This is a genomic window from Amycolatopsis sp. 3B14 (assembly GCF_050958625.1).
GTDB classification, from domain to species: Bacteria; Actinomycetota; Actinomycetes; order Mycobacteriales; family Pseudonocardiaceae; genus Amycolatopsis_E; species Amycolatopsis_E thermoflava.
Genome location: NZ_JBHZEN010000077.1, coordinates 26,025 through 34,003 on the forward strand (window position 1 = coordinate 26,025; position 7,979 = coordinate 34,003).

At 61.6% G+C, this 7,979-nt stretch carries 4 protein-coding genes and 2 rRNA genes; 4 read left to right on the top strand and 2 right to left on the bottom strand.

Going from position 1 to position 7,979, the window contains the following annotated elements; all coding sequences use genetic code 11:
* Positions 1–69 precede the first annotated feature (69 nt).
* Together ACCP09_RS35365 and ACCP09_RS35370 are read left to right on the top strand one after the other, a co-directional pair.
* Complete coding sequence (locus tag ACCP09_RS35365) at positions 70–474, top strand: MerR family transcriptional regulator (protein WP_123683909.1); 405 nt, start codon at positions 70–72, stop codon at positions 472–474.
* Complete coding sequence (locus ACCP09_RS35370; RefSeq protein ID WP_433753167.1) at positions 471–1,451, top strand: aldo/keto reductase; 981 nt, start codon at positions 471–473, stop codon at positions 1,449–1,451. Before ACCP09_RS35365 ends, ACCP09_RS35370 begins: the two co-directional genes overlap by 4 nt.
* 14 nt (positions 1,452–1,465) lie before the next feature.
* Here the strand turns inward: ACCP09_RS35370 and ACCP09_RS35375 are convergent, their stop codons facing one another.
* Complete coding sequence (locus ACCP09_RS35375) at positions 1,466–1,855, bottom strand: hypothetical protein (protein WP_027932497.1); 390 nt, start codon at positions 1,853–1,855, stop codon at positions 1,466–1,468.
* 67 nt (positions 1,856–1,922) lie between these two features.
* The gene (locus ACCP09_RS35380) at positions 1,923–2,375 is read right to left on the bottom strand and encodes a flavodoxin family protein (RefSeq protein WP_378337004.1); all 453 of its coding nucleotides are present in this window, start codon (positions 2,373–2,375) and stop codon (positions 1,923–1,925) included.
* Positions 2,376–2,963: 588 nt separating this feature from the next.
* Between ACCP09_RS35380 and ACCP09_RS35385 the strand changes: the two genes are divergently transcribed.
* Both ACCP09_RS35385 and ACCP09_RS35390 read left to right on the top strand, forming a co-directional pair.
* A 16S ribosomal RNA gene (locus tag ACCP09_RS35385) occupies positions 2,964–4,486 on the top strand.
* Positions 4,487–4,771: 285 nt separating this feature from the next.
* A 23S ribosomal RNA gene (locus ACCP09_RS35390) occupies positions 4,772–7,886 on the top strand.
* Together the 16S and 23S rRNA genes form the textbook arrangement of a ribosomal RNA operon.
* The last annotated feature ends 93 nt before the right edge of the window (positions 7,887–7,979 follow it).

Consider the following 7,979-nt stretch of genomic DNA (forward strand, 5'->3'; position numbering starts at 1 on the left):
CGACACCGTTATCGTTCCCCTCGTTCCGGAGTTGACCTGGAGTGCACTCCAGGTCGTAGTGTCGGCAGCATGAGCTACTCGATAGCGGAAGCCGCACGTCGCAGCGGGCTGTCGATCGACACCCTCCGCTACTACGAGCGCATCAAACTCCTCGACCCGCCCGCCAGGGACACCGCGGGCAGGCGGGCCTACTCCGACGCCGACCTCGCGTGGCTGGAGTTCCTCACCAAGCTCCGCACCACGGGCATGCCGATCAAGATGATGCGGGAGTACGCGCAGCTGCGCGCCGCCGGTGACGCCAGCGCCGGCCGCCGCCGCGCGATCCTGCTCGAACAGCGCCGGTCGGTCGCCGAGCGCATCGCCGAACTCCAGGCCTGCATGGACGTCCTGAACTACAAGATCGAGAACTACGACCGCATCTGCGCCCGCGTCCCGGGCGCGGCCGGCGTGGTCCGGGAGGAGATCTCCGCGTGATCGGCACCAGGAAGCTGGGCGAGCTGGAGGTCGGCGCGCAGGGTCTCGGCTGCATGGGCATGAGCCAGGCCTACGGGGTGCGCGACGACGACGCGGAGTCGATCGCGACGATCCACCGCGCGCTGGAGCTGGGCGTGACGCTGCTGGACACCGCGGACGTGTACGGCCAGGGGGCCAACGAGGAGCTGGTCGGCCGCGCGATCGCGGGCAAGCGGGACCAGGTCGTGCTGGCCACGAAGTTCGGCATCGTCCTCGCCGCCGAGGGGCAGCAGGTGCGCGGTGACGCCGCCTACGTCCGCCAGTGCGCCGAGGACTCGCTGCGCCGTCTCGGCGTCGACCACATCGACCTCTACTACCAGCACCGGGTCGACCCGGCCGTTCCGGTCGAGGAGACCTGGGGCGCGCTGTCCGAGCTGGTCGCCGAGGGCAAGGTCCGCCACCTGGGCATCTCCGAGGCGTCCGCGGAGACGATCCGCAGGGCGCACGCCGTGCACCCGGTGACGGCGTTGCAGAGCGAATGGAGCTTGTGGACCCGCGGGATCGAGGACGAGGTGGTGCCGGCGTGCCGCGAGCTGGGCATCGGGATCGTGCCGTTCTCGCCGCTCGGCCGCGGGTTCCTGACCGGCAGCATCACCAAGGTGGACGAGCTGCCGTCCGACGACATGCGCCGCAACCTGCCGCGTTTCGCCGAGGGCAACCTGGACCGCAACCTGCGCATCGTCGAGGCGCTGCGGAAGCTGGCGGCGGAGAAGGGCGTGACCGCCGGTCAGCTGGCGCTGGCCTGGGTGCAGAGCCGGGGCGCGGACGTCGTCCCCATCCCGGGCACGAAGCGCCGGAAGTACCTGGAGGAGAACGTGGCCGCGGCCGCGCTCGAACTGTCCGAAGCGGACATCCGGAGCATCGAGGCGGCCGTTCCGGCCGAGGCCGTGGCGGGGGAGCGCTACCCGGCGGCACTGGCCCGCAACGTCGGCAAGTGAGGCAGGTGGCCTGATCAGGCCACCGCCACACCGACCGCCGTCGTGATCATCGCGGCGGCGAGCAGCACCGCGCCGCTGACGGTGACGCCGTGCGCGAGCGGCTTCCGGCCCGGCAGCAGGTTGAGGAACATCCCGCCGGACTGCGCGAGGATCCCGACCAGCAGCAGGAGGCAGACCACCCACTGCCCGGCCGCGCCGAGCCCGCCGGCGGCGACGAGTTGCAGGGCGATCAGCGCCAGCACGAGCAGCACACCGGCGTGCGCGTGCCCGGCGCGGAAGTACGCCCGCTGCTCGTCGGTGAGCTTGCGCTTGCGCAGCAGGCCGAGCAGCGAGTAACCGCCGAACATCACCGTCGGCAGTGAGACCAGCGCGATCACGGTGAACAGCTGGGTGGGACCGGACAGGACGATCATCGCGAGCTTCCTCCCTGGGAGCGTTCCACGACAATCGTAACAGCGTTACGTAACGCGGTTATTCCATTAGTCCCGCAGCGACCGTCGCGCCCAGCTCCCAGCAGCGTTCGAGGTCCGCCTTCGACGGTTCGCCAGTGACGGTGACGATCTCCGCCGCCTTCTCCCACCCGAGACCGGTGGTGATCGACTCGATGGCGCGGACCGTCCCGGAGACGTCACTGCCGCCGTGCACGTAACACCCGAACGGGCGGCCACGCGTCGAGTCCAGGCACGGGTAGTAGACCTGGTCGAAGAAGTGCTTGAGCGCACCCGACATGTACCCGAGGTTGGCCGTGGTGCCGAGCAGGTAGCCGTCCGCGTCGAGCACGTCGGTGGCGGTGGCCGCGAGAGCCGCCCGCCGCACGACGGTGACCCCTTCGATCTCGTCGGTGGTCGCGCCTGCGACGACAGCTTCGAACATGGCCTGCAGGTTCGGCGAGGGCGTGTGGTGCACGATCAGCAAGGTGGGCACGCCTGACGAGCGTGCCGTGGCCGGTCCGCCGGTGCAACCGCGCCGGGGGTGCCGAGCAGCCGCAACGCCTCCTGGCCGGGCTGCCGGGCTCGGCGGTGTGGCGGATGACCCGCCGGCCGTGGTCGGGGACCAGCACCATTTCGCCCGAGCGGCCTCCGGACAACCGCCCGGTCGCGCCGTGGTGCGGCCGTCGGAGCGCCATTCCGGGCCCAAAGGGCACTTGATCAGCGCTTTTACCGTTAAGGGACCCCCCTGTTCGAGCCCCATTTCGGGGCATGTAATCTTCTCTTCGTCGCCAGGGAGACCGGGCCGGCGGGGAAGAAAAGCCCCAAGGGAACGGGATCCAGGCGGGGGGTCACGAACCAAGCTCCCACCGATGGTGGTAGAGTGGGTGACCGCCGCCGGACGAAACCACAGCGAAATTGGAGTCGCGAGACTTCGCGCGCTGGTGGGGTCGTCGGGTGACACAACAAAACGTGTTGTTTGAGAACTCAACAGTGTATTGATGAGCTAAAGCCAGTTGATTAGCTAGAACCCTTTGTGGGTTCCTTTGAGGCTATGAGAATAGCCGGGTTTGATTTTCTGACATTGTTGGAGAGTTTGATCCTGGCTCAGGACGAACGCTGGCGGCGTGCTTAACACATGCAAGTCGAACGCTGAAGCACCTTCGGGTGTGGATGAGTGGCGAACGGGTGAGTAACACGTGGGTAACCTGCCCTGTACTTTGGGATAAGCCCTGGAAACGGGGTCTAATACCGAATATGACCTTGCGCCGCATGGTGTAGGGTGGAAAGTTTCGGCGGTACAGGATGGGCCCGCGGCCTATCAGCTTGTTGGTGGGGTAGTGGCCTACCAAGGCGACGACGGGTAGCCGGCCTGAGAGGGTGACCGGCCACACTGGGACTGAGACACGGCCCAGACTCCTACGGGAGGCAGCAGTGGGGAATATTGCACAATGGGCGGAAGCCTGATGCAGCGACGCCGCGTGAGGGATGACGGCCTTCGGGTTGTAAACCTCTTTCGCCAGGGACGAAGCGTAAGTGACGGTACCTGGAGAAGAAGCACCGGCTAACTACGTGCCAGCAGCCGCGGTAATACGTAGGGTGCAAGCGTTGTCCGGAATTATTGGGCGTAAAGAGCTCGTAGGCGGCTTGTCGCGTCTGCTGTGAAAATCCGGGGCTTAACTCCGGACCTGCAGTGGATACGGGCAGGCTTGAGTTCGGTAGGGGAGACTGGAATTCCTGGTGTAGCGGTGAAATGCGCAGATATCAGGAGGAACACCGGTGGCGAAGGCGGGTCTCTGGGCCGATACTGACGCTGAGGAGCGAAAGCGTGGGGAGCGAACAGGATTAGATACCCTGGTAGTCCACGCTGTAAACGTTGGGCGCTAGGTGTGGGCGACTTCCACGTTGTCCGTGCCGTAGCTAACGCATTAAGCGCCCCGCCTGGGGAGTACGGCCGCAAGGCTAAAACTCAAAGGAATTGACGGGGGCCCGCACAAGCGGCGGAGCATGTGGATTAATTCGATGCAACGCGAAGAACCTTACCTGGGCTTGACATGCACTGGAAACCGGCAGAGATGTCGGCCCCCTTGTGGCCGGTGTGCAGGTGGTGCATGGCTGTCGTCAGCTCGTGTCGTGAGATGTTGGGTTAAGTCCCGCAACGAGCGCAACCCTTGTCCTGTGTTGCCAGCGCGTAATGGCGGGGACTCGCGGGAGACTGCCGGGGTCAACTCGGAGGAAGGTGGGGATGACGTCAAGTCATCATGCCCCTTATGTCCAGGGCTTCACACATGCTACAATGGCTGGTACAGAGGGCTGCGATACCGTGAGGTGGAGCGAATCCCTTAAAGCCGGTCTCAGTTCGGATCGCAGTCTGCAACTCGACTGCGTGAAGTCGGAGTCGCTAGTAATCGCAGATCAGCAACGCTGCGGTGAATACGTTCCCGGGCCTTGTACACACCGCCCGTCACGTCATGAAAGTCGGTAACACCCGAAGCCCATGGCCCAACCCCGCTTGCGGGGAGGGAGTGGTCGAAGGTGGGACTGGCGATTGGGACGAAGTCGTAACAAGGTAGCCGTACCGGAAGGTGCGGCTGGATCACCTCCTTTCTAAGGAGCAACTCACTTCCACACTCTTCGGGGTGTGGAGTGGCCAGGCTCAGTGTCCGACTGTGGCACTGTCTGGACGCTCAAGGAATTGTGGACGGCTGGCTGATGCTCATCACTTGGATCAAGGGTGTGTCTAGTACTGCCGGCTTCGGCTGGCGTGGAACGGGCGCTGGAGATCTCGGGTGGTGGGTGCTGATCGATACGCTGTTGGGTCCTGAGGCAACACGGTGTGTTGTTTCTGGGTGTGGTGTTTGAGAATTGCAGAGTGGATGCGAGCATCTTTGTGGTCAAGTTGTTAAGGGCACATGGTGGATGTCTTGGCATCAGGAGCCGATGAAGGACGTGGGAGGCTGCGATAAGCCTCGGGGAGCTGTCAACCGAGCTGTGATCCGAGGGTGTCCGAATGGGGAAACCCAGCACCTGTTATGAGGTGTTACCCATACCTGAATATATAGGGTATGTGGAGGGAACGCGGGGAAGTGAAACATCTCAGTACCCGTAGGAAGAGAAAACACTAGTGATTCCGTGAGTAGTGGCGAGCGAAAGCGGAGGAGGCTAAACCGTGCGCATGTGATACCTGTCAGGGGTTGTGTGTGCGGGGTTGTGGGACCTGCCTTCCAGGAGCTGACACTCCTGGCATGATGCCGCGCAGTTAGTGGAACCGCCTGGGATGGTGGACCGGAGTGGGTGAGAGTCCCGTACGCGAAAGCTGTGTTGGTGTGGTGTGGTGGTGTTCCCGAGTAGCAGCGAGCTCGTGGAATTTGCTGTGAATCTGCCGGGACCACTCGGTAAGCCTAAATACTTCCTGGTGACCGATAGCGGACGAGTACCGTGAGGGAAAGATGAAAAGTACCCCGGGAGGGGAGTGAAAGAGTACCTGAAACCGTGTGCCTACAAGCCGTCAGAGCAAGCGTTTGTTTTGTGATGGCGTGCCTTTTGAAGAATGAGCCTGCGAGTTAGTGCTGCGTGGCGAGGTTAACCCGTGTGGGGTAGCCGTAGCGAAAGCGAGTCTGAATAGGGCGTTCCAGTCGCGTGGTCTAGACCCGAAGCGGAGTGATCTACCCATGGCCAGGCTGAAGCGAGGGTAAGACCTCGTGGAGGGCCGAACCCACCAGGGTTGAAAACCTGGGGGATGAGTTGTGGGTAGGGGTGAAAGGCCAATCAAACTCCGTGATAGCTGGTTCTCCCCGAAATGCATTTAGGTGCAGCGTCGCATGTTTCGTGGTGGGGGTAGAGCTACTGGATGGCCTAGGGGCCTTACCGGGTTACCGAAGTCAACCAAACTCCGAATACCATCACGTGAGAGTGCGGCAGTGAGACGGCGGGGGATAAGCTTCGTCGTCGAGAGGGAAACAGCCCAGAACACCGGCTAAGGCCCCTAAGTGTGTGCTTAGTGGGAAAGGATGTGGGGTCGCTTAGACAACCAGGAGGTTGGCTTAGAAGCAGCCACCCTTGAAAGAGTGCGTAATAGCTCACTGGTCAAGTGGTCCTGCGCCGATAATGTAGCGGGGCTGAAGTACACCGCCGAAGCCGTGTCAATAACACAATACATCCGCTCAGCCCTTCGGGGGTTGTGTGTAGTGGTGTTGTTGGGTAGGGGAGCGTCCTGCATCCAGGGAAGCGGCCGTGGAAGCGAGTCGTGGAGGGTGTGGGAGTGAGAATGCAGGCATGAGTAGCGAATGCAGAGTGAGAAACTCTGCCGCCGGATGACCAAGGGTTCCTGGGTCAAGTTAATCTGCCCAGGGTAAGTCGGGACCTAAGGCGAGGCCGACAGGCGTAGTCGATGGACAACGGGTTGATATTCCCGTACCCGCGTATGTTCGCCCATGACGAGGCGCATGATACTAACCGCCCTGAACTGTGAGGCTCTTCGGAGTTGAGCGGGGACGCGCGGGACCTGAGTGTGTAGTAGTCAAGCGATGGGGTGACGCAGGAAGGTAGCTCCGCCAGTGAGTGGTTGTACTGGTGTAAGCGTGTAGCCTGGGACATAGGCAAATCCGTGTCCCGTGTAGGGTGAGACGTGATGCGTAGCCGTTGAGGCGAAGTAGGGTGATCCTCTGCTGCCGAGAAAAGCCTCTAGCGAGAACATGTGCGGCCCGTACCCCAAACCGACACAGGTGGTCAGGTAGAGAATACTAAGGCGGTCGGGTGAACTGTGGTTAAGGAACTCGGCAAAATGCCCCCGTAACTTCGGGAGAAGGGGGGCCAAAGCACTTGAAGCCCTTCGCGGGCTAGGGTGAGTTGGCCGCAGAGACCAGCGGAAAGCGACTGTTTACTAAAAACACAGGTCCATGCGAAGTCGTAAGACGAGGTATATGGACTGACGCCTGCCCGGTGCTGGAACGTTAAGAGGACCGGTTAGCTCTTCGGGGCGAAGCTGAGAATTTAAGCGCCAGTAAACGGCGGTGGTAACTATAACCATCCTAAGGTAGCGAAATTCCTTGTCGGGTAAGTTCCGACCTGCACGAATGGCGTAACGACTTTCCGGCTGTCTCAACCACAGGCCCGGTGAAATTGCACTACGAGTAAAGATGCTCGTTACGCGCGGCAGGACGGAAAGACCCCGGGACCTTTACTATAGCTTGGTATTGGTTTTCGGTTCGGCTTGTGTAGGATAGGTGGGAGACTGTGAAGCGGGGACGCTAGTTCTCGTGGAGTCGTTGTTGAAATACCACTCTGGTCGGATTGGGAATCTAACCTAGGGCCCTGATCGGGTTCAGGGACAGTGCCTGGTGGGTAGTTTAACTGGGGCGGTTGCCTCCTAAAAGGTAACGGAGGCGCCCAAAGGTTCCCTCAGCCTGGTTGGCAATCAGGTGTTGAGTGTAAGTGCACAAGGGAGCTTGACTGTGAGACTGACGGGTCGAGCAGGTGCGAAAGCAGGGACTAGTGATCCGGCATCTCCTGGTGGAAGGGATGTCGCTCAACGGATAAAAGGTACCCCGGGGATAACAGGCTGATCTTGCCCAAGAGTCCATATCGACGGCATGGTTTGGCACCTCGATGTCGGCTCGTCGCATCCTGGGGCCGGAGTAGGTCCCAAGGGTTGGGCTGTTCGCCCATTAAAGCGGCACGCGAGCTGGGTTTAGAACGTCGTGAGACAGTTCGGTCCCTATCCGCCGCGCGCGTAGGAGACTTGAGGAAGGCTGTCCCTAGTACGAGAGGACCGGGACGGACGAACCTCTGGTATGCCAGTTGTCACGCCAGTGGCATGGCTGGTTAGCTACGTTCGGAAGGGATAACCGCTGAAGGCATCTAAGCGGGAAGCCTGTTCCTAGATGAGGTCTCCCACCCCTTTGTGGGTTAAGGCCCCCAAGAGACGATTGGGTTGATAGGCCAGACATGGACGCACAGTAATGTGTTTTTGAGTGGACTGGTACTAATAGGCCGAGGACTTGCCCACAAAGCTGCTACGCATCCGCTCTGCAACTCTGAAACACCACACCAGTCTGGAACACTCTGGTGTTGTTTCGGAGAGTTTCGGTGGTCATGGCGG